Here is a 20,443-nt window from a genome sequence, read left to right on the forward strand (position 1 = left end):
CTCATGGTCACTGCGCGTCGTACCCGTTCTCGCCCTGCTCATATCAGTTAAGGAACTTAGTCCCTGTTTGTCTCACTTGAGCTTGGCACAGAGGGTTCGCCTCGCCTTTCCTCCCGTAGGTAGCGGTGCAAGGCCTCCGGCGTCGGCTCGATGTCGAAGTTCGCCTCGGTCAGCACGCTCGGCGCGTGCAGGGGATCCATCTGATCTGCTTGCGCTCGCGCCCACGCCACCCACTGCGTAATCGTTGCCTCCTGTGCAGGCAGAGTCGCCGCAACTGCTTCCAGATCCAGACAGAATTCGCGGATCGCCGCAGCGCAAGCCCACCCCTCCAGGGCTTGCCCGAAGGCTCGCCGTCTATGCTCCTCCCTCGCCTGGTCAGCGGCCTGCGCACGTTCCTTATCGCGCTCCGCTTGCCGCGACGCTTCCCGACGTTGCCGTTCCTCCTCCTCGCGCCGCCACCTCTCAGCTCGTTCCCGCTCAGCCTTCTCTCGCTCCAGGCGCGCCTGCTGGTCAGCCTCAGAGCGCCGCTCAATCTCTTTGACGGCCGCTCGTATCTTGTCCTCCAGACGCGAACGCTTGTCGTCCGCCCAGCACTGCAGACCGCGCCCTTCCCCCAGCTCGAGCCTTAGCCGGCCCGACGGGACCTCGTCGTACTCGGGCGTGACCCGCTGCCAGGTGTAGAGCTTTCGACTCCGGAGTTCCTCTTCGGTGAACACGTGAGGAACACGGTCGAGCTCCTCCTTGATGTTCAGCGCGTAGTGCTGTCCACGCGCGTGCGCGTGGAGGCCGCGTGGTTTGCCTCGCCTGGAAATGCCGATGCTATGGCCACGTTTCCGCAGGTCCTCTGCTAAGGCGCGTACCACTTCCAGGGCGCGGCCGATCGTCGCGTCGGTGACGTCGATGGAATGATGATCCTCTCGAAGCCAGTCCGCAAGTTGGTGAGGCTCGGTGATCAGGTCGCGGGCGCTCAATCGGATGCGATTCCAGTCCGTCTCGTCAGGGTGTGCGACATCCTCCAGTCGGAGGATGAGATCTCCGCGGTCACGACCGGTATGCAACAGGCGGAAGCCTTCAGGGATCAATCCGTGGCGCTTGGCCGCGTCCAAGGCCCGTCGATGAAGTGCCCTGGTGGCCTCGTCCGGGGCATGGACATACAGCGTCCCCCCTTCGTCCTGCAAGCGCTTGATCAGTTCAGCCGCCAGGGCGTGAGGTGATTGCGACCTAAGGCCGGCAGTTCGTCTTCCGCTCTTGGAGATCACGGTGGGAGATGTCAGAGCCGCGGCGCCCTGGTAATAGCCATGGGCGAGGTAGAAGCGTCCTGCCTCGGTTACCTCAGCGATCCACATGCCGTTTTCCCGTGGGGTCGAAACCAGTCCCCTGTCCCGGAGTGCATACACGGTACGAGCAAGATCACTGTCCTTGGCGGTGACCGATTCACCCTCCGCGATGCGGCGCAGGGTCGCCAGCTGGCGCTCGTTCACCTTGGCCCACCAACGCATATCACTAGATGACACCGAATCGCCACCGTACGCAACCAGATTGCATGACAACGGGTTCCCAACTCAGAGGTATCACGACCAACCACGCTGTTGTTGAGGCCTGCGATGAGCGCCGCAGAACACCTGAGAACGGACGGCGCCATAGACGACGGCCCGGTGATGTAGGGCTTCGCTGTTTGCGGCGTGCCGAGTAGGGCTAGCGTCGTCGCTATGACCCCCGAACATCTGGAGCTAGTGGCGGCGCTGATCGACCTCATCTCCGATGCACGACTACGAGCCGGCGAACATGCCGATCTGACCGACCGGGAAACCGCCGACGCAATCGCCGAGTCGCCGGCAAGTGACAGCGTCCGCCGGGCGGCGGCCGCGGCCGCTCGGGCCAACAGGTATCTGGACGGAGATCGTGGCGATCGACAGGCGGGCCGAGCGTTGCATGGCGATGCGCTATTTCGGCTCGGGGTCGCCGCGCTGCTCAGGTCCAGTCACGAGTTCAACGCCGAGGCTCTGGCCGGGCAGCTCGCCGCGTACCTGGCCGGACCGCCCGAAACCCTATGGCGATATTTCGTTCTCAATATCGACTGGGAACTGTCAAGTCCGATCGATCTCGGCGGGTGGAGGCTTTCGCGACCTAGCCCAGACGAGTGGAGAGCCCAGCGGCCGGTCCCGCTCGCAGCGGACCACGCCGGCACCCAGGTGTGGGATCCGTTGCTGGAGTCGGGATGGCACGTCGTCCTGACCGCCCCTGACCCGGAGCTGGCACCCGCGCAAGGTTTGCCCTTGCGGTTGTTCTCCCGCGGGCCGTCGACAAGGTCAGTGTGGGCGCCGCTCCTGGCGGTGAACCTGTGGTCGGACGAACCGGCCCTGGTCGTGGCCGAGTATGTGGTGGAACCCGGCCGGACCGTCGACTGCCTGTACTCCTCGATCCCGTACACGTACACCGGATCACCAGGAGATGAGCACGAAGTCCCGCTACTTGGGCCGCTTCACGTGAACGACAGCCACAGCGAGCAGCTGACCCACTTCTTGACGAAAGTTAATACCCGACTCACCGAGCAGGAACTCGGCAAGAAGCTCCATGACCGCATCCGGCGCAGCGCCATGCGATTCCTGGACACCTCGGACAAGGTCGGCTACCACGCCGATGTGACGTTCCCCGACGACGAGCCACAGGTTGTGCTCAGCTACATGACGTCACTAGAGAACCTGCTCTCTAGCGATGAGAGCCCCGGAGACCTGGCTCGCAGGACGGCACAACGCGCCGCCGTCCTTATCGGCGAGGATGACGGCGATCGCCTGCGCACGCTCCGCTGCGTGAAGGACGCCTACAACGTTCGCAGCAGGATTGCCCATGGCAGCGATCCACACCCGCGCAAGCTGACCGAAGCCGCCACACAGGTCAGATCGATCCTCCGGCGGGCGCTCATCGCAGCGATCGTCCTCGGCGAGACAGAGCTGGGCCTTTTGTGTGATGAAGCACTCTTATCCCAGGCTACGCTTCGCGAAAAAATCAACAATCCGCTCGAAGAATTCTACTCACTTATCCATGCGCCTCAAGTCCCGTTCCGGGCGAGAGAATGACTAACCTTGGATTACAGTTCTACATTTAAGCAAATATGATGGCATTCACGTCATAGCCGGGATCGACCGATTCAGTCAGGACATTGAGGGCACCACAGGGCGTGTGCTAGTACGGCAGCCGCCATTCGTTAGGTGAGCTGGATATATGCGGTGGCCAGGCGGGTTCGTTGGTGGAACCAGCGGGCGCGTGCTTGGTGACGGCGGCGCCAGGCTGACCAGTGGGCGGTGTGTTCCAGTGTTGGTGTGCGGGTGGTGGCGGCGTTGAACAGGCGCTTGATCTCGGCGACGGTCAGCGGGACCATGCCGGGCTCGGCGGGTGGTCGCTGGTCGGGGCTGGTGGGTGGCGGGGCTTGGGTGTCGGTGCGGCGCCGGGCTTGTGCGGCGCTGGTCGCGCAGATGGCCAGGGCGGCCATGACCAGCACGGTGTGGCGCAAGATGGCCTGATAGAGGCGGACCTGGGACTCATCCAGGCCGAACAGGTCCTTTCCGAACTCAAAACACTCCTCCACCGGCCAGCGAAGCCCGGCAACGGCTACCAGAAGGGCCAGGGTGACAGGCCGGCCTGCGGGGATGAAGCAGTAGTGGAAGGCCAGTTCGCCGGTCGTGCGGTGCTTGCGGACCAGCAGGTAGTGGGTCGTGTCGGCGGTGGCGATCCAGGCCCAGGCGTAGGTGCGCTCTCCCTTGGAGCCGTCCCCGGCCGAGCGGATGGTCCAGGTGCGTTTCTGCTTGCAGTACTTGGCCACGATCTGCTCGCAGGTCAGGCAGGTGCCTGCGCCGAGCGTGAGGGTGAAGGTGGCGCGGATGCGCAGCACGTAGGCCTGGCCGCGCTCTTCCAGGAAGGCGCGCAAGGCGGGGCAGGCGCCGTAGACCTCATCGCCGGCCACGAAGTCCAGGCGCACGTCGTCGGCGTAGGCGTCAACGAGCAGGTCGATGGCCAGCTCGCCCTTGGTCGCGAACCTCACCTCCAGGGGCAGGCCGGTGGTGATCGCTTTGACCGGATCGCTGATCTGCTCGGCGGGGATCCACTGCCGCGCACCGATCAGCGCGTGCCCGGCACCCGCGCGGACGTAGGCCAGGTGCACGGTGTTGATGCCATTGTCGATGCCGCCCGCGCAGCCCATGTGCTGCCGCTTGACCCCGGCGGTGGCGGTGCCCTTCTTCTCCTGGCCGGACTCATCCAGCGCTCCCACGATCAGGCTGTCCGGCCGGGCGGCGGCATCCAGACGGCTGGTGGCGAATCGGCGGACGGCGCTCATCACACCAGGGGTGTCCCAGCTGGCCCGGCTTAACAGCCGCTGGGTGGCATCGGGGCTGCGGTCGCCCACCCACTCGGCGATCGTCCAGCCATTGCGTTTGGGCAGGTCAGACATCACCGCCCGGACGTACTTGGCAGCCTGCAGCCGCGGCTCGACCCGGGCGAACATCGGTGCCAGCGCGGTCATGAGGTCCTCGGTGTTCCGCTGCACCCGTGCGGCCTCTACGATGAGGCCTGCAGCCGCTCTCGATCTTGTTCTCTTCACACAGACATGATCACGAGCGGCTGCTCTCGTTGTGCAAAATCGCCATCACAAGAGAGCACCAGTCGGCAGCGCATCCTCCCAGCTCACGGAGCAAATGGCGGCTGCCGTACTAGCCTCACTGATCGCTCGCGCCATAGTGAAGATCGCGCCTATTCGAGTATCAACCCATGGGCCACCCCGATCCGTGCGTGATCGCCCATAGGATTTCACCAGAGTTACTGGGCACGCCGGTCATCACGCTCTTCACCCCCGGCGCCGTCTGGCTGGCTAACCGACTGATCGATCTCCGCTAAAAGGGCTCGCGCCACATCTTCCGCCAGTTGTTGTCCATGGTGGTGATGCAAAGTCACGGCCTTTTGGACGTGCACGCACGCCTCGTCCAGCCGTCCAGCTTTCAGCAGGATTCTGGCAACCGTCGTCAACGCCTGCCCCTCCAAGAAGCGGTAGTTGCAATGTCGGGAGGTCGCGAGGGCCTGAGAAGCTGTTTGGAACGCGGCCTCCTGGTCGGGCTCGAGCTTGGCGATCCCTAAGAGTGCGCTGATCAGGCCTTCCCCGATGCGGATGGCGGAGGTGGAGGCGATTTCAACTGCGCGACTGTAGTGGCGGTGCGCGGTAGCCGTATCCTTGAGGTGTTCGTAGACCGTGCCTAACGCGCTGGCCGCCATCGCCTGCCATCGAGGGTCGCCAACCTGTTCAGCCATTTTGTTTGCCGACGTGGCGCACACCATGGCTTCCTTGTGATTTCCGGTATCGCAGAGAATTTGGCTGAGTTTGATCAGAGGATTGACGCGGGCTCGACGAGGGCCATCGGGTCCGATGACGGCTAAACCTTGCCGGAGGAGAGCTTCAGCCTCGGACAGGTCACCCATCTCGTATTTCGCGGTCGACATCGTGATCAGGGCGGCCGCCTCGGGCAGTGGGAAACCTCCTTGACGGGCCAGGGAGCAGGCCTGCTGCGAGTGTTCGAGGCAGAGACCGTACTGCGCGGTTGGCCAGACTGCCGAGGCTAGGCTGTGATGTGCGATCGCTTCGGCCAGCAGGTTCTCTTCCCGGCTGGCGGCCTCTATGGCCGCCTCCGCCAAGATCAACAGATCATGCCGCGGAAAGACGCTGTAGTAGGCCGAGCGCAAGAGATCGGACAGGTACCAGGCCAGCGGACGTGGACCCTGTAGGGCTGTGTGCTTGACCAGGGCAACGAGGTTGACGCGCTCGTCCTGCAGCCAGGCGAAGGCCGTGTCGTTGCTGCCGTATCTCACTGAAGCGACATCTGGGCGGGGGCTAGATCCATGCATGATCGAAGGCATGATTGTCTTGCTGGCGCCCTGTGCGTGGGCTAGATACCAATTCAAGAGGCGATCGACTGCATCAACGCGCTCGGTCTCGGTGTCCTCTGCCAACGCCAACTGTTTAGCGTAGGCATGCATCAGATCATGGGCCGCGAAGCGTCCGCCAGGCAGCGGATCGAGCAGATGAGCGCAGGCCAGGGTGTCCAGCACCTGACGGGCAGCCTGGTTCGTCGTACCAGCCAGGGCTGCCGCTGCCGACACGCAGATGTCAGTCACCGGCACCAGGCCGAGCCGACGGAACATCTTCTGCGCCGGAGCAGAGAGCCTGGCGTAGGACATGTCGAAGGCTGTTCGGACGCCGGTCTCCGGGTCGCCTTCCGCCTGGAACGCCGCTAGGTCATCACCCTCGCTCATCAGCGCGATGTAGTCGGCCAGGCTGAGAAACGGACTGGTGGCGAGGTTCGCGCCGCTGATCCGCAGGGCCAGCGGGAGATGCGCGCAGAGCCGTACGAGCTCGTCAAGCGCGGCGGGCTCTGCGAGCCCTCTCGGCGCGCCGATGGCCTGGATGACGAGGTCGCGTGCGGCCTCATCGCCCATTCTGCCGACCTTGACTGTGCATGCGCCTTCTCTGGCCACCAAGCCCGGCAAGCCGTGGCGGCTGGTCACGAGCACCACGCACGTCGGTGTGCCGGGAAGCAGGGGACGGATCTGCTGTACGTCGGAGGCGTTGTCGAGAACGATCAGAAGGCGACGCCCGGACAGCAGCGATCGGTAGAGCCCGGTTTGTGCCGTAACTGCGAGCGGTATCTCGGCGTCGGAGACCCCGAACGCGTGCAGCAGTGCGCTCAGCGACTGCTTGGGCTCCAGCGGTGGATCTTGCGAGAAGCCGCGCAGATCCAGATAGAGCTGGCCATCAGGAAACCGGTCGGCCCGGCGGTGCGCCCACTCAACCGCCAGAGCCGTCTTGCCGACTCCTGGAGTCCCGCTGATCACCACGATCACGGGTGCGGACGGATGGCGGAGCGACTGAACGAGGATCTCGTCCAGTGCTTCCATTTCCGGCTCGCGCCCACTGAAGCCGGCGATGCTCGCCGGCAGTTGGTGCGGGATGTGAAGCTTACGTGGTGCGTCCGATGTCGCCGTGGCGAGGTGTGACCATGTGGCACACCATTCATCGGCGTCCGTGCCACAGGCGCCGGCCCACGCTGCGATGAAGGTCATGGGGTTCTGCTGGTGAGGAAGGCAACGCCGCTTCACCGCGTCATTCGCGGTCGTTCGGGGCAGCCAATCTCCACGCTCCTTCGCACGGGCTTCCAGATCCCGGAAGGACAGGCCGGCCGACAGGCGCAACTCATCAAGCAGGCCGATGAACTCCTCGACCGTGGTGACATCGCTCAGACCGGCCACACTCGCCTCGCTGTCCGGGATGTCCGGGACTGAAGCCGGACGCCATTGCTGTGGAGAAAACCCGGTAGGTGCTCAAACCTTAATTCGAGGACATTGGCCATGTGAGGAGAACAACAGATGTCTGCTCGAATGGTGGGGGAACGGTACATTCTCACGGCGTGGTTGGGTGCCGGCACGACCGGGCACGTGTACAGCGCTCGTGATCAGCTGCTGCACCGCGCCGTCGCGGTGAAGCACGTGCAAGGAGCACTGATCCCCTTCGCGCTGCGTGGTGCGCGGATGGCGGCCGGGCTGACCCATCCCGGGATCGTCAAGATCTACACCATCGTTGAGGACAGAGGTTCGCTCTGGATTGTCATGGACCTCCTCGGCGGGCCGTCGCTGGCGCATGTCTTCGCCTCGTCGGGCCGCCTGCCGACCGAGTTCGTCGCCAAGATCGGCGTTGACATTCTCGGCGCCCTTGCACACGCCCACGAGAAACGGATCATTCACGGAAACTTGAAACCGCACAATATTCTTCTGCATAGGGATCACGCGGTCTTGACGGACTTCAGCGGAAATCAGAACCCTGGCCTGGAGTTCGTTCCGCCGGAGCGCCTGCGACGAGGTGCCGCTACCGAACGTGGCGATCTGTGGTCGGTGGGAGCCCTCCTGCTGGCCGCCGCAGGGACGGAATCAACCCTGCTGTGTCCGATCATCGACGGCCTGATGAGAGACGAGCCGGCAGAACGCATGTCCGCGGCCACGGCTATCCAGTTGCTCCGAAGATGGCCGACAACAAATGCCATGGCGAACGGCTGAGCGCGCCGCACGTTCGAGCAACCGAGGGTTATCGGGCGAGCAGCCGAGTCGTGGTGAGCGTGTCGGGGCGGTGGAGTCCGAACAGGTGGCACCCAGGCGCCAATTCCCGGTGCGGTGCGGCCTGTAGTACCTCCAGCACCACTCGCCCGGAGGCGACGGCGTTGCGAGTGTCGTACACAAGGTGGGCGGCTCCCGCATGGCGTTGTCGATCACCCTGGCCGCCACCTTGAGCCCCCCGGCGTTGACTTCTCGCGCAGTCGTATTCAGCTTTGTCGGCGAACTTGCTTGGCTACTGCGCCTGCCGATAACGCCATCCGCACAGGTCATCCTGCTTGCACGGCTGCCATCAGCCACACCCGGCCGATCTCCGGTCAGAGGCAAGTGGCGTGCTCGCGGAGGTACGGGTACGGCGGCTGGGCCCGTCACAGAGAGAATCCGTTTCAGGACGATCACTATGGGTCGAGCGTCTGATCAAACCCTCCTGCAGACTGCGGCCACCCAGGACGTCGGCTCGCAAATGAAACGTAAATCTAGAACGGTTAAGGGATGCCACCCGCCCCATGGTTGCTCGTTGGATGCTCGTCGGCACCTGATACGGCATAGCACCGGGTGGCATTCTTGGACATTTTTGGTAACGGCCTTTACGGACAGAGTGATACATTGACATACGGCAGGATGCGGGTAAACACAATAGCTGGCGACTTTTAATCCGTAGGTTCCGGGTTCGAGCCCCGGGCGCCCTACCAGCGAAACCACCGATTGCGGATCTTCTTTTCGTAGCGGTGACAGCCAACTTTGACAGCCAAGAAGGCCGGCATCCTCACTGGCGAGGAGTCCGGCCTTCAGCTTTTCGATCATCCGAACAGCTTCTTCGCGACCGCATCGACGGCGGCTCGTTCGATGTCCGGGAGCACGTGCGTGTAGGTGTTCATGGTCAGCCCGATCTGACTGTGACCGAGCGTCTTCATTACCGTCCGAGGGGAAGCCCCACAGGCCAGGAGGAAGGACGCACAAGCGTGCCGGAGATCATGAAGCCGAAGCCAGCCGAGCCTCGCCCTCGCCCTAGTCGAGCGCCAGCGAGCCGATAGATTCCCCGGTTCGATCGGCGTGCCGATGGTCGAGGCGAAGACGAGCCCGTGATCCTTCCACCTCTCCCCTGCCGCCAGTCGCTCAGCAGCCTGAGCCCGCTTGTGCTTCCGGAGTGCTGCCAAGGTCTCGTCTGGCACGGGAACGATGCGCCGTGATCGGTCGGTCTTGGGATCGACGAACTGAAGGGACCCGCCCGCTCGTTGGAGGCTCTGCCGTACGGCAAGCAGCCCGTTGCCGAAGTCTACGTTGCCCCAGCACAGCCCGAGGAGTTCGCCCCGTCGCAAGCCAAGGGTCAGAGCGCAGATCCAGAACGCTTCGAGGCGATCATCCCTGATGACCTCAACCAGCTTCTTGGCCTCTTCGATCGTGAGGACACGCGCCTCTTCTCTGCGGATGGACGGCGGCTTGACGAGCTTCGCGACGTTGCGGTGTATCAGCTCTTCCCGCTCAGCGTCAGCCAGAGCATTGCGAATCAGCCCGTGGATCTGCTTGACGGTCGCAGCCGACAGCCCAGACTCTGCCTTGGCCTCGACCAGCCGCCGCACATCCGTTGCCGAAAGCTTGTCGAGCTTCTTGCGGCCAAGGGATGGCTTAACGTGATCGGCGATCAGTTGCCGATACCCCCGGAGAGTGAGCGGACGAGTGCCCTGCCGGCGCTTCATCTCGATCCACTCGTCCAACCATTCGGCGACCGTACGCGGCTTAGCAGCGAGGTTCAGCCCTTTGCGCTGTGCGTCTCGGACCTCCGCGAGCTTGGCCAAGGCTTCCCGCTCGGTTCTCCCGTAGACGGTCTTCCGCCGCCGCTTCCCGTCGATATAACCGAGATCGACTACACCGGCCCAACGGCCATCGCTACGAAGGTGGACGGAGCCCTCCCCCTGGGAACGACGCCTGCTCCGTTGCCTCCTGCGCGGTTCCTCGGTCATACCGCAGCCTCCTCCATCGCCGAGACGAACGCGGTCAGAGCTTCGACAGGAACACGGCGAGACCGGCCGATCTTCACCGAGCGCAGTTCCCCCGCCGCGATCAGCTCATAGACCTTGGTCCGTCCGAGCCCGAGCATTTCGGACGCTTCCGCTGCAGTCACAAGAAGCTTGTCCTTGCTGTTCATGCCGCCCTCCCTTCCGTGGTTGCCGAAAGATCCGGAGCCTCTTGTCTGGCCTGGTGTTCGGCCAGGAGTTCGCGCCACCGTTGACGGTCAGCGATGGCAGCCAGGAGCCGTTGCCCGAGAGGCGGAAGATCGGGGTCACCGGGTCGAACGGGCTTCCAGGTGTAGCGGTTGGGATCGACGTTCTCGGTTGCCGAAAGTCCGAGCGCTTCCAGTGCCCAAGCGCGACGGTCGGCACGGTGATCGGTCAGGGTCTTGTTCGACCACTTGCGGGAGACCAGGACCCGCCGGCCGGGGTAGCCGAGGTGTTCGGCCTTGTGCGCCTTGCCCCGGCAGCGGCCTGGAGCCTGCCCCGGATGGGCGTTCTTCGGTTGCACGCCGTAGCGCAGCCAGTTCGGGCAGGTAGGCGAGCACGGTTCATAGCGCAGCGCTTCGAGCATCCGGTCCGCGTGATCCTTTTGGCGCTGGTTGCCGGCCTCGCAGGTCTCCGCGATCGACTTCGTCAGGTACTTGGTCAGGTAGTGCCTGATCAGGTGATCGGCACGGTCGGTACCGCCGAGCACGCCCTTGGGATCCACCTGGTCACCGAAGGAGAGCACGTGCATCGGCTCGTCATCAGCCTCGATGGCGTCGAGTGCTTCGTCCCAGGTCGGGAGCACCTCACCCGTGCGGGGATCAAGGCGGCGGCGCAAGCGCCGCCGCGCCCGCGCGGCCCTCCCCGCGCTGCGCGTGCGGCCTGGGGGCCGTTCTCGCGCGGGAGCCGCGCGGGCAAGGCTTCCCGCACGGCATTGAGATGATCAGCCAGCGCCACAGCGCGAGTGAAGTTCACCCGGTCCGGGAGCAGGCTTGGACGACGCGTTGTATCGAACACGTCCAACGATGTTAATCATCATGTTCGCAAAGACGAGGCCCCAAAAGGGCAACTGGTGCCACAGCGGCCATGGCGTGGTGATGTCCGACCACACAAACCCCAACCCCGCGAGCAGCCATCCGAGATTGAAGAGCGCTAATGCCGAACCAACTTTGTGCCAGCGAGACCCCCGGAATTGATCCACAGAACATAACGTCCCATGAACGGGTCTCGTCGATCAAGAGCAGCCTCCGGCGGGGACTCGGCTCCGGGATGATCGCGGACGCGGCTCGGTCGGGTAGTCGGTGGCTGAGGTGAGCCCTGTTCCTCGCGATGCCGATCTCGTTCAAGGCAAGGTGATCCAGCACGTCGGCCGGATCATGAGAGAAGCCGCCACCAAGCGCGACGTCGAAGTACATGACTATCTGGACGCACAAGTCCCGCAGTTGGAACGCATGTACGGCAAGAGACGCCGCACCCTCACCCGCCTCGGCTTTACCACCACAACATCCGACTCAGACAAGCGCCAACCGACCACCGACACTCGCCCGCGCTCTTCCCCGCCAAAGACGCCAGCAGAGATCCCGCGGCCAAGTGACCAGCAGCCGACCGCATCGCAGGTGCGCGCGTGGGCTCGTAAACAAGGGCTCCCGGTCGCCGACCGCGGCAGACTCCGCCCCGAGGTGCTGGAAAGCCTGGCATGCCGCCACCGGCACCATCCGCGAGGAAACCCCTGACTCGAAGAGAACCTTGACGCGGACGGATGCTGCCCATCGGCAAGAGTAGAGCTCGGCCACCAGTTACGCTGGAGGTGCAACACAGGCACCGCGACGGAGGGAGCCGAGCAACGGTGAGCGTGGACCTCGAACACGAGCCCATCCATGACCTCGCCCGCCGGGTCATCCGGCTGGCCGAGGAAACCCAGCACGCCGCTCAAGTGCTCGAACGCCGTCTGGAAGCGCTGGAACGCCGCTCCGAAGCCGGCAGCAGAGCCGAACGCATCCTGAGCATCGCCGCCGGCATGCGAACCCACCTCGGTGGGGACCGACTGTCCGTTGAAGATCTGTACGACCCGGACACGGGTCTCCCCGCATGATCATCGACTCCAGTGCCATCATTGCCGTCATCAACGGTGAGCCAGAGGCCACCCAATTCGCCCACACCATCGCCGCAAACGTGTGTCGCATCTCGGCCGTCAACTACCTCGAGGCGGCCATTGTTGCGGACAACCGTGGTGAGGCCATGCGCAACGCCTTCGACACACTGGTTGATGAGATGGGCCTCATCATCGAGCCGGTAACACCCCATCAGGCCAGGATCGCCCGCCGGGCGTACCAGATTTACGGCAAGGGCAACAATTCCAAGGCCAAGCTCAACATGGGCGACTGCTTCGCCTATGCCCTTGCCAAAGACCTCGACCAGCCCCTGCTCTTCAAAGGCGAGGACTTCCCACACACCGACATCACTTCCGCACAGCCCTGACAGACGTCCGGCATTCCAAGAATCGAGCTTGAATGACGGAACTCCTTTTCGCCGCAGATCAAAGTCTCAGGTGATTCGTCCACGCCCCCTTGTACGAGCACCCGCCAAGCGCTGCCGTGTGAAGCGCCTGCTTGACTCCATTAGAATCACACAGGTGCGTAAACCAATGAGCCGAATGGGGCGACTCGGTTGAACTACGGGTGCAGTTGACGCCACTGAATGCAGCGTTGGCCGAGATCGCAGAGCTGTGAGGAGAAACGGCGAGGTACTTTTGTCGCTAACCACGCCCTCGGGCGAGCGCAGTACCGTGGGGTCCTGCCGGGGCTTCTTCATACCCCTCGATCGGCCGCAGGATGGCTTGCCGTATGCCGACTTGTCATCGCCCTCATCCGAGGAGAAGGATGGCGCTGTTCAAAGCGTTGTTCGTCAGCCACGGATGGAGGCCGGCGGAGAAGGACCTCTGGGTGTTACCCCTACCGTCGGTGTTGATCAAGGCTCAGTCAGGACGCGGGCTCGTCCTCCCAGGTCTTGACGACAGGTTCCATCAGCGATGTCCTCGGGCTTCGACTGCTCACGCGGCAACGCCTGCCGTTCCCCCAGCCGTCGGCACAGGCATGCGACTGGCCATCGTCGCGATGATCACCGAGCGCACGGGGGCGCGTCGAGGTGACAAATTCCCCCGGCGACATAGTCTTCGCGGCGAGACTCCCTGCCGCCCCAGGGGGGGAACGCCCCTGCCCAATGAAGGCGACGATCCGGCTGGGACCGATTGTGAGATGCTCCCGTCAGCGGATCTGCGAGACGGTGAGGAGGCCATGGACGAGTCCCATCATCAGGCGGGGGCCAGATCATCAGCCGGTGGGGCGAGAGCTGCGCGTGGCCTCACCTTCCAGGCTCAGGTTTTCGCCTGGTGTGCTGTGCGCGCCATCGTGGAGATGCCGCTGACCGACCTCGGGCTCGGCGCCGCCGTCCGGATTGAAACGGTGGGGTGTGAGACCGGGCTTCCCGTCGACGATGTGGGCGTCACCGTGTCCGGCGGCGGGTTCATCCTCATACAGGCGAAGGCCGGAATGAGACGGTTGGACGCACAGGCCGAAGATCTGGTGAAGGCCATTGACCAGATAGTGCGCGCCTTCGTCGAAGGTATCCACACGAGTTCGGACGTCCGCCCCGTCGACCTCTCACGAGACCGGCTCGTGATCGCCACGAACCATGACGGGAGTCGCGCCTTCGACCAGCTCGGCATTGTGCTCCTGCGCCTCCGTACACACCCGGCCGACCTCCCTCTCTTGGCGGCTGCGCCGACGGTTTCCCAGCGCAGGGCGCTCGAAACCTTCGTCGAGGTCGTCGTAACGCGTTGGACGGCCATCGTCGGACGCAAGCCCTCCGATTCCGACTTGCGAGCGTTCCTCCGGTGTGCCGAGGTCATCCGGCTGGATCTCAAGCAGCCCGACGGGATCGACCTCTTCCGCAGCGAGCAGGCCCTGCACGCGGCTCTGGGTGATTCGCTCATCGACGACCCCTTCAACAAACTCGCCTGGCACGGCAACGAAGCAACGGCGGCCCAGCAGTGGTGGCGGCGGGAGGAGTTGGTTCAGGCCGTACTCCGCAAGGAGGGGGCGATGCAGCCTGCGGCCGGCCCGCGACGCAACCGCCTTCCTGCCCTCCCTCAGCCCTACGTGCGCCGAGGTGACCATGGCCTCCTCGACCCTGGACCGACGGCGGAGCTTCTCTGCATCGCTGTCACAGGTGGCCCCGGCTTGGGAAAGACCACTCTCGCCATCGACATGGCCAACGAGGCTGCCCAGGATTTCCCCGACGGGCAGCTATTCGTCGACTTCCGAGGCTTCGGTCCGACCGCTCCCATGTCGTGTGCCGAGGCGGTCGAGGCGCTCCTGGAACAAATGGGCGAGGCTGACGCGGCCGCAGGCAAGAACCCGGAGGGCCGCCGACTGCACTACCTGGACGCGGTCGCGGCGAGGCGGTTCGTCATCGTCATGGACAACGTCCGGGACAGCGAGAGCGTCCTCCACCTGCTCCCGCATCATGGGTCCTCCGCCATCATCGCCACCAGCCGCACCAGGTTGGGGACCCTCCTGCGAAGAAGCGATGTCACGCATCTCCACCTGACTCCACTACCAACCCACGAATCCCGGGATCTGCTGATCCGGCACATAGGAGCCGACCGAGCAGCCGCCGAGCCAGCCGCGATTGCCACCGTTCTGGCCGCCTGCGGCGGTAATCCTCTAGCCCTGGCAATCGCCGGATCCCACACCCGGCACCTGCCTGAGCTGTCACTGGACCAAATCGTGTCTGTTTTGACCGACGCCGACAGCCGACTGGACTTCCTCGACCTGCACGAGCCGAACTCCGCGCTCCGCACCGTCTTTTCCTGGACGTATCTCGCGCTTCCTGCCGAGCTGCGAGACTTCTTCGTCCTGGTCGGCTCGGCCCCGGGCCCTGACATCGACGCCTCAGGAGCTGCCGCGCTCGCCAGCCTAGAGGACACCCGAGCAGGGTTGGCCCTGCTACGTCGGTTACGCCATTTCCACCTGCTACAGGAAAATGCGCACAACGGCTTCCAGATGCACGAACTCCTCCGTGACTACGCCCTCTCCCTCTGTCGTGGGGATCGACGTCTCCAGGACGTCCACGACCGTGCCTGCGAAAAGCTCATCGAGCACTACGCCGATCTGGCCGCCGCCACGGACCCCGATACCCGTCTCGCTAGCCAGGACTCGCCGCGCTTCCTCGCCGCCGTGCGATACGCCGAGGAACACGCCATGGAGAGCAAGGCCAGGACTATCGTGGACTCTCTCATCGAGAACATGTGGTACCACGGGCGATGGAACGACTGCGCGACGATGTTGCGCTCGATCACGGACGACCCATCGAAGCCTGAAGATCCGGAGATCCGGTCCTACTTTCTCCGCCAGCTGGCCATCACCCTGCGCCGGCTGGGAGCACACGCCGAGAGCGTCGAGTACGGTCGGCAAGCCTTGGCCACGCTGGGGCCGGGACGATTGGCACGCGCGGAAGCCGACTGCCGCTACGTCCTGGCGGTCAGTCTTGCCTACGCGGAGGATCACGAGGCGGCCCTGGAGCAATACCACCTCGCCGCCGACGGATTCCGCAAAATTGGCACCGAAAGCGGGCTTGCAGATGCCCTGAACGGCATCGGCTGGAGCCTGGCCATGCGGGGAGAACACCAGGAGGCCCTGATGTACTGCACGCGAGCCGCCGACCTACACGGCGAGCTGAACGCCCCCAACAGCCAGGCAGCCGATCTTGACAGCGTCGCTTGCATCTACCAGTTGCTCGGTGATCACAAGGCCGCGCTCGGCTATTTCGAGCAATGCCTTCGCCTGTACAGGGAGATCGGCTACCGCGCCAACGAGATCCGTACGCTGGACAGCATGGGCGACAGCGCGCTGGCGTCAGGCGACCCGAACAGCGCCGTCGAGCACTGGCTCCTCGCCATCGCCGTTCTTGAGGACATCGGTCACGGGGACACCGACCAGGTCCGCGAGATACGTGCTAAGGAGGCGGCGGCATTGTTCCAGAAGTAGCCATTGCTGGACAAGTAGAGGCGATATACTGGCCCAGTAAGTTCAGCTGGCCGAATGCTCCGCGGCTCGCCGCGGAAACTCTCAGAACCGGGAGACGCTATGGCGAAGAAAAAGCGGCCCACGAATCCGAAGCGGCCGAAGCGATAGCACGAAGACGGGCGGGCAGACTTCCTCGCCCGTCATTCTTTCTCCGACTCGTATTTCCTTAGCAGCTCACGCACTTCCATTGCCCTCCTGTCCCGTCTGCCCAATTTGGACTCTAAAATCCGGAGCATGTCGCCAAGCTCGCCGACCGCCTCGCCCTTGCGCCCCGCGGCGCGGAGCCACTCCGCGTAGAGCCGCCAGGCCCGCTCAGCCCCTTTCCCCACATCGCCCTGCTCCCGCTTCGCCTCCTCCATCACATACTTGATAAGACGGAATGCCGCGTCACGGTCGCCCGAGTCCCAGAGCTCGCGTGCATGTCCCAGCTGCGCGTCTCCCATCGACATGGCGACCCCCGCCACGGCGACCATCGCTGGCCGGAGACTGTCGTCCGGTCGCGCGAGCGGAGCGAACGGCGTTCTGAACGGCAGCGTGACGTCGAACTCCACGTGATGACCGATACCCGGAGAACCGGTCACGGGGACATGCCTCCTCATCAGGGCCGATACCTCGCGGGCGCCGACGAGGCGCTCCGCCGGGTCCTTGGCCAGCAACCGATCGACCACTTCACCCAGGTCTCGCGGAACCGCCGGCCTCCGTTCACACAAGGGCTGCGGGTCCTTGTACAGATGCGCGGCGTCGAGGTCCGTAGCTGTGGCCGCATGAAACACAGGTCCCCCCAGCAGCTCGTATACGACGATTCCCAGCGCGTAAAGATCGGCCGCCGCACCTCCCGGGCTGGCTCCCTTCAGAACCTCCGGCGCCACGTATCCACTCGTTCCCGGGCTGGAGTACCTGCTCCTTGTGATCCTCGACTTCTCGGAGTCGACGATGAACGCCACGCCGAAGTCGATGATCTTGATCATTCCCGAGGGGCCGACCATGAGGTTCGCCGGTTTGAGATCACGGTGCACGACGTTCGCGTCATGCGCCACTGTGAGCGCCGAACACAACTGCACAGCCAGACATGCTGCCTCCTCCGGTTCAAGGAAGCCGCCCCGTTCCTCCTGCAGTTCCTCGACGGTCTTGCCCTCGATGTACTGCATCACAAGGTAGGGCATTTCCCCTCCCGAGGAGCCGCTCCAGACGCCCCGGTGGTGAACGGCCGGAATCGCCGGGTGATCGAGCGCAGCCGTCGCCAGGCCCTCCCGTTCGAATCGTCGGCGCAGGTCGTGGTAGTCCTCCGTTGAAATCACATCAGTCTCACCAATGACGGACTTCTCGATCATGAATTTGATCGCGACCTTCCGCTCGAAGTCCTCATCCCACGCGAGCCAGACGTCGCCCATCCCTCCGCGCCCCAGCCTGCGCTTGAGTTCGAAACGATCCTGGATTCTGTCCCCGACGTCCACCACACCTCCTGCGCGGCTGCCCAAGCAGCACAAAAGCCTGTGACCGGTAACTTAATCGGCTCTTATGTACAGCAAAAGCTATGCTAACCTGTCGCCCCCGGAGGTCAGATGAGCCCGTCGAACCACGAGCACGACAATGCCGTCATCCGTGTCTACAGCAGCTCGGCCACGACTTCTCAGAAGAGTTGTCCGACCTACCTGGCGGCCAAAACCGACTACTCGGTGAAGCGGGTGACAAGAAAAAAATTTTCGCGTCTCGCCAGTATGGCTTTCTCACCTTTCAATGCCGTTCTCGAACTTTTCGAAAACCACCAAGTATCGCTGGACGAAGCCTTCTCACGCCTTCCCCTCCGCAGCGACTCGGCGCGTGACATCGCTGGCGAACTGATCCCCCCACTACACGAGGGGCTGCTGACGTGGACACATAACGCGGTGCTCAACTACCTTCGCGCGTTCGAGGAGGACCATCACCTCCAGACCGCGACCGGCCTCCGGCCAGCCGGGCCCTGGGTACGGCAGTATCCATCCAGCGACGCCGTCGTCAACTCCCGTACCTGGGAGCTCTGCACGTGGGGACGCGGCTACGTCTATCGCCACGGAGGCGACACCATTCGCGAGCTCCGCGTCCCGGCCATGGGCAGGGCGGGCGCCAAGCGACGCGCCGACGCGGAGTTGGCCACCGCCGCCCATGTGCTGGCGACTGGATCGTGCGTCGACCGGGATGTCGTGGACAGGGAACCCGGCCCGTACCATGGTGGCAAGCCGTTTCCGCTCCTTCCCCTTACTTCTTCGTCCTCTGCCGCCGCGCTCCCGAACCGGGTCCGCCTCGTGGAGATCGGATGCATAGACGGGCTAGCGCGGGTGCTCTACGACGATACGGCCGAAGCCGCCGAAGCCTTCTTCGTCTCGGAGGCCGCCGAAACCCTGAGTGCACTCCGCCGTCCGAGCACGGAGATCGCGGGACGAGACTGCCTTGATTGCAAAGTCCGGTCGGAGTGTCGTCGGCTGCACAGCGCTCCTGGGTTCTTGGACATCCGTGACTCGTCTCGCCCAAGACGGATCTGGTCGGTAACGACCGGGAGATACTTCAGCGACTGTCCCGCCAAGGCACATTTCCGCGCACTGGGTCTCCCACCCGATGAGGAGTCCGAGAAGACTGCGTTCGTACGCCGGGGCGATGCCGTCCACGCGTGGCTGAAGCTGCTCCATGGCAGGAAACCCACAAGGCCATGCGCTCCAGGCGACCTCCCAGAGAACCCTGATGTCTGGTCAGCGGGCCAGTGGACGTTGGAAGGAGAGCACGCGCGGCATGGAGCTGCGATGCTCGCGGCACACCTGGAGGTGTGCCCCTTTCTGGACACGGCACCCGACAGCGCTGCGTACCCCGAGCAGACGGTAGCCGCCGATGACCGGCACGCGGATGTTCTCATCGTGGCGGACGCAGACCTCCTCTACCGGCGCGACGGTTCGTGGGTGTATCGCGAGCTGAAAACCACGGTAGGCGATTTCGTGACCGATGGTGCCAACCTACTGACCTGGTACCCGCAGCTCGCGCTGGCTGTACTCCTGTTCAAGGCCGGGGCGATTCCCGCGGGCCCGGGCTCCGCCGTCGAGCTGGAACTACTCACACCGCTTGGACCCGATATCCGGGTGGTCGACCCCAACTCGACATCGGTTCAGGAACGGGCCAAAGATATAATTCACGGCCTCACTCGGAGCTGGCATTCGGACGAGGAATGTCTCCCGACGCCCAGTGAGAAGGCCTGCAGCCGTTGCTCCTACCAGCGATGGTGCCCGGTCTCACCGAGGCACAGACCGGACCGGAGCGCTCCATGACGGACCTCCCATACCCCTCGTCCGCGCCCACCGCCTTCGACCATGCCATAGGCGAGGCCTACAACGAGGCCGAGTCTCGGCGCATCATCGGCATGGTGGCCGCGACGGTGGCGCAGCTGGCGGACTGGCCGAAGGAGAAGGCTTTCAGCGTTCCTTATCCGCCGTTGGCCCAGTACGTGCTCGACCGTATCGCCCTCATCGGCGTGCTGAGGCATCCAGGTGGATATCACCTGACGCCCTACCGCGACCGCCTGAGCTGTCCCCGAACACTGGCCGATCTCATGGCCCTCTGCTGGAGCAGCCCCATAGACGCATGGCCGTTCCTCAACCTCCCCGACGACGAAGATTTGACCGGGCTACTCGTCGAGCTCGATCCGATCCGGCCGTCGGAGCTCTGCCTCAGGCTCTCCCTGGAGTTCACTCACCCGGACGCAGCCGACAGAAGCCTAGAGCGGCTCGCCCTGCTGGACGCTCGTGCACTCTACGAAGAGGCTGGCCACCCTGGTGGCTTCCCGAAGTTGCGCGAGTGGCTGATCGCCCATCCCGTCCTGTCCAGCCAGGAGATCGCGTTCCTGAAGCTAGAGCGAATCGGCGGCTTCCAGGTGACCGACGAGCTGATCGACATTCTCTACCTCCGTGTTCACGAGCGGTACTTCAGCTCCGCAGACGAGATAGCTGTCTGTGGCCACTGCGGCCTGGTCCTGGTGCCCATCAATGGCGGCTCCGGAGAGCGCTGGCAGTGCGAGACCACGAAGTGTCGTGGCCGACGCAACGTACTGATCGGCGACGTGCGTCACGTTGCCGAGAACCTCCACCACGCCGCCCGGCCGATCCGCGAGTTCGTCATCGCAGGCCCCCGGCTCCGTGCCTCGGAAGGCTCCAACCGCCAAGCCTCAAGTCCGCTCAGGGACGTCGAATGTTGAAA

The 20,443-nt window shown here is 64.1% G+C and carries 15 protein-coding genes; 8 read left to right on the plus strand and 7 right to left on the minus strand.

Going from position 1 to position 20,443, the window contains the following annotated elements; genetic code table 11:
* Window positions 1–56 precede the first annotated feature (56 nt).
* On the minus strand, window positions 57–1,481 hold the full coding sequence (locus C4V41_RS61435) for a hypothetical protein (RefSeq protein WP_146104221.1): 1,425 nt from the start codon (window positions 1,479–1,481) through the stop codon (window positions 57–59).
* A gap of 228 nt (window positions 1,482–1,709) precedes the next feature.
* Between C4V41_RS61435 and C4V41_RS57280 the strand changes: the two genes are divergently transcribed.
* Complete coding sequence (locus tag C4V41_RS57280) at window positions 1,710–3,077, plus strand: HEPN domain-containing protein (RefSeq protein ID WP_146104222.1); 1,368 nt, start codon at window positions 1,710–1,712, stop codon at window positions 3,075–3,077.
* Window positions 3,078–3,205: 128 nt separating this feature from the next.
* Here C4V41_RS57280 and C4V41_RS57285 read toward each other — a convergent pair whose 3' ends face one another.
* The gene (locus tag C4V41_RS57285; protein WP_456093870.1) at window positions 3,206–4,543 is read right to left on the minus strand and encodes an IS701 family transposase; all 1,338 of its coding nucleotides are present in this window, start codon (window positions 4,541–4,543) and stop codon (window positions 3,206–3,208) included.
* Between the two features lie 269 nt (window positions 4,544–4,812).
* Window positions 4,813–7,290 (minus strand): ATP-binding protein, encoded by a 2,478-nt coding sequence (locus C4V41_RS57290; RefSeq protein WP_103964477.1) that lies wholly within the window; start codon window positions 7,288–7,290, stop codon window positions 4,813–4,815.
* Window positions 7,291–7,407: 117 nt separating this feature from the next.
* Between C4V41_RS57290 and C4V41_RS57295 the strand changes: the two genes are divergently transcribed.
* Entirely contained in the window at window positions 7,408–8,091 is a 684-nt protein-coding gene (locus C4V41_RS57295; RefSeq protein WP_103964478.1) for a serine/threonine-protein kinase, read from the plus strand.
* An 854-nt stretch (window positions 8,092–8,945) separates the two neighbouring features.
* On the opposite strand, the gene C4V41_RS57300 is transcribed toward C4V41_RS57295, so the two are convergent.
* Genes C4V41_RS57300 through C4V41_RS57310 form a run of 3 tightly spaced genes read right to left on the minus strand, consistent with a single transcriptional unit; the run spans window position 8,946 to window position 10,980 of the window.
* Window positions 8,946–10,106: a site-specific integrase gene (locus C4V41_RS57300; RefSeq protein WP_103964479.1), complete on the minus strand. Its 1,161-nt coding sequence runs from the start codon at window positions 10,104–10,106 to the stop codon at window positions 8,946–8,948.
* Entirely contained in the window at window positions 10,103–10,291 is a 189-nt protein-coding gene (locus tag C4V41_RS57305; RefSeq protein WP_103964480.1) for a helix-turn-helix domain-containing protein, read from the minus strand. The genes C4V41_RS57300 and C4V41_RS57305 overlap by 4 nt, the downstream gene beginning before the upstream one ends.
* A complete protein-coding gene (locus C4V41_RS57310; protein ID WP_327537523.1) occupies window positions 10,288–10,980 on the minus strand; it encodes a replication initiator in 693 nt (230 codons plus the stop codon). The genes C4V41_RS57305 and C4V41_RS57310 overlap by 4 nt, the downstream gene beginning before the upstream one ends.
* A 472-nt stretch (window positions 10,981–11,452) precedes the next feature.
* Here C4V41_RS57310 and C4V41_RS57315 point away from each other — a divergent pair, with 472 nt between their 5' ends.
* From C4V41_RS57315 to C4V41_RS57330, 4 genes are all read left to right on the plus strand, one after another.
* Window positions 11,453–11,875, plus strand: coding sequence for an Lsr2 family DNA-binding protein (locus C4V41_RS57315; protein ID WP_200824980.1), 423 nt, complete (start codon window positions 11,453–11,455; stop codon window positions 11,873–11,875).
* A gap of 113 nt (window positions 11,876–11,988) precedes the next feature.
* Window positions 11,989–12,234: a hypothetical protein gene (locus C4V41_RS57320; RefSeq protein WP_103964482.1), complete on the plus strand. Its 246-nt coding sequence runs from the start codon at window positions 11,989–11,991 to the stop codon at window positions 12,232–12,234.
* Window positions 12,231–12,620: a type II toxin-antitoxin system VapC family toxin gene (locus C4V41_RS57325; protein ID WP_103964483.1), complete on the plus strand. Its 390-nt coding sequence runs from the start codon at window positions 12,231–12,233 to the stop codon at window positions 12,618–12,620. The genes C4V41_RS57320 and C4V41_RS57325 overlap by 4 nt, the downstream gene beginning before the upstream one ends.
* A gap of 917 nt (window positions 12,621–13,537) precedes the next feature.
* Window positions 13,538–16,189, plus strand: a complete 2,652-nt coding sequence (locus tag C4V41_RS57330) for a tetratricopeptide repeat protein (protein ID WP_160150764.1) — start codon at window positions 13,538–13,540, stop codon at window positions 16,187–16,189.
* 179 nt (window positions 16,190–16,368) lie between these two features.
* Here C4V41_RS57330 and C4V41_RS57335 read toward each other — a convergent pair whose 3' ends face one another.
* A complete protein-coding gene (locus C4V41_RS57335; RefSeq protein ID WP_103964485.1) occupies window positions 16,369–17,682 on the minus strand; it encodes a serine/threonine-protein kinase in 1,314 nt (437 codons plus the stop codon).
* Window positions 17,683–17,790: 108 nt separating this feature from the next.
* On the opposite strand from C4V41_RS57335, the gene C4V41_RS57340 reads away from it, so the two are divergent.
* Complete coding sequence (locus tag C4V41_RS57340; RefSeq protein WP_103964486.1) at window positions 17,791–19,518, plus strand: PD-(D/E)XK nuclease family protein; 1,728 nt, start codon at window positions 17,791–17,793, stop codon at window positions 19,516–19,518.
* Window positions 19,515–20,441, plus strand: coding sequence for a pPIWI_RE_Y domain-containing protein (locus tag C4V41_RS57345; RefSeq protein WP_146104223.1), 927 nt, complete (start codon window positions 19,515–19,517; stop codon window positions 20,439–20,441). Before C4V41_RS57340 ends, C4V41_RS57345 begins: the two co-directional genes overlap by 4 nt.
* The last annotated feature ends 2 nt before the right edge of the window (window positions 20,442–20,443 follow it).

It is taken from the genome of Nonomuraea solani (assembly GCF_900108335.1).
Taxonomy (GTDB): Bacteria; Actinomycetota; Actinomycetes; order Streptosporangiales; family Streptosporangiaceae; genus Nonomuraea; species Nonomuraea solani.

Coding starts and splice junctions, on each gene's coding strand:
- C4V41_RS57345 (WP_146104223.1), top strand. CDS start 19,515: ATGACGGACCTCCCATACCCCTCGTCCGCGCCCACCGCCTTCGACCAT.
- C4V41_RS57280 (WP_146104222.1), top strand. CDS start 1,710: ATGACCCCCGAACATCTGGAGCTAGTGGCGGCGCTGATCGACCTCATC.
- C4V41_RS57325 (WP_103964483.1), top strand. CDS start 12,231: ATGATCATCGACTCCAGTGCCATCATTGCCGTCATCAACGGTGAGCCA.
- C4V41_RS57340 (WP_103964486.1), top strand. CDS start 17,791: ATGAGCCCGTCGAACCACGAGCACGACAATGCCGTCATCCGTGTCTAC.
- C4V41_RS57300 (WP_103964479.1), bottom strand. CDS start 10,106: ATGACCGAGGAACCGCGCAGGAGGCAACGGAGCAGGCGTCGTTCCCAG.
- C4V41_RS57295 (WP_103964478.1), top strand. CDS start 7,408: ATGTCTGCTCGAATGGTGGGGGAACGGTACATTCTCACGGCGTGGTTG.
- C4V41_RS57305 (WP_103964480.1), bottom strand. CDS start 10,291: ATGAACAGCAAGGACAAGCTTCTTGTGACTGCAGCGGAAGCGTCCGAA.